The sequence below is a fragment of the Candidatus Obscuribacterales bacterium genome, from assembly GCA_036703605.1.
Taxonomy (GTDB): Bacteria; Cyanobacteriota; Cyanobacteriia; order RECH01; family RECH01; genus RECH01.
Genome location: DATNRH010001122.1, coordinates 1 through 1178, shown reverse-complemented (window position 1 = coordinate 1178; position 1178 = coordinate 1). Strand labels below are relative to the sequence as shown.

Genomic DNA, 1178 nt, shown 5'->3' with positions numbered 1-1178 from the left:
CTCCCCATCTCCAATGGACACAAGAAACTTGATTGCCTGATGGTCTTCAGCCTCACGGTCCAGGATCTTGCGCGTGACTTTGGCACGGAACTGCTCCCCAGTCTCAGTCTCTCGAAGGAAGGACAGGCCAAGGAGTTCCTCTGGAGAGAACTTCGGGACTTCCAGAGCTGTTGGATCTGCTAGGTCTATGTGATCGGCAGCTGTATAGAGGACAGGTGGACGGTCGGATGGGGCTGTCTCCCCTCCGTCAGCGATGGAAGGGCCGCCTGGGATAATGGGAGATCCCTGTGGACGAACACGGCGGTTGGGGAACAGGGGATCTTTGGCAGCACGGACGTTGCTGCGAGCAATCAATTGCTCAGTGTCGTTGGTGAGAATCCAGTAGGTGAGGAAGTCACCCTTCTTGGCAGCAGGGCCACACCAGCGGCCGAGCTTCTCACCACCGTTCTTGGAGTCCTCGTAGAAGACCTCCTGCCAGAAATGGTAGGTGAGGTAGGGAGACACATCAGTGACTTCCCCGGTGACAACAGAGTTGGGGATGACACCATTGGTATTGACCAGGCAATTGCTCAGACCGATGACAAACAGCATGGTGATGAGCCAGAACTTGGATGGGATAGCAAGCCGGTCCATGATGGAGTTGGATTGGCGCTTGACATCCTGAATCATGCGCTCAATGGGATTCTGGTGTTCGTAGTAGGCCTCAGACTGCTTGTCCTTGACACAGTAGAGGTGGTGGAGGTCGGCAACCTTTCCATAGATTTCGGCCTTGGCATTGTCAGTTTTGAGACCAATGGGTGCTCCAATGTCACGGAGGAGCTCCTGGTACACAGCGGAGATGTCAGACTTGGATCTGAGGGGGTAGCCAACGAGGAACTTGGAGTCAATACCTCCAAAGAGTTGCAGCATTTGACAGCCTCCATGGCCAGGGATGCCATCATCATGGGCTGGGCAGTCGGCAAAGATGGTATCGCTGGTCCACCATTCGGGAAGGCGGCGGACGTTGGCCGCAGGGAAGCGAGAGCGGAAGTGTTTGCGGAACGGGTGATGGATGGTGGTGCGATAGTATTGGGTAGTGGCATCAAGGGTGGCTTTGATCCGGTCGTTGGGGACCCACATGAAGTTGGGTTTGAGAAAGTCCAAATCCGGGAGCCGGGGGCGGACAGACTGGGGAAAGG

General features: G+C 55.8%; 2 protein-coding genes. One reads left to right on the top strand and one right to left on the bottom strand.

The genetic code is table 11. From position 1 onward, the window contains the following. Positions 1-633 (bottom strand): hypothetical protein (locus V6D20_23385; protein ID HEY9818722.1); only part of this gene is annotated, 633 nt, incomplete at its 3' end. 12 nt (positions 634-645) lie between these two features. Between V6D20_23385 and V6D20_23380 the strand changes: the two genes are divergently transcribed. Beyond that, the coding region (locus V6D20_23380; GenBank protein ID HEY9818721.1) for a hypothetical protein at positions 646-1178 on the top strand (533 nt) is incomplete at its 3' end.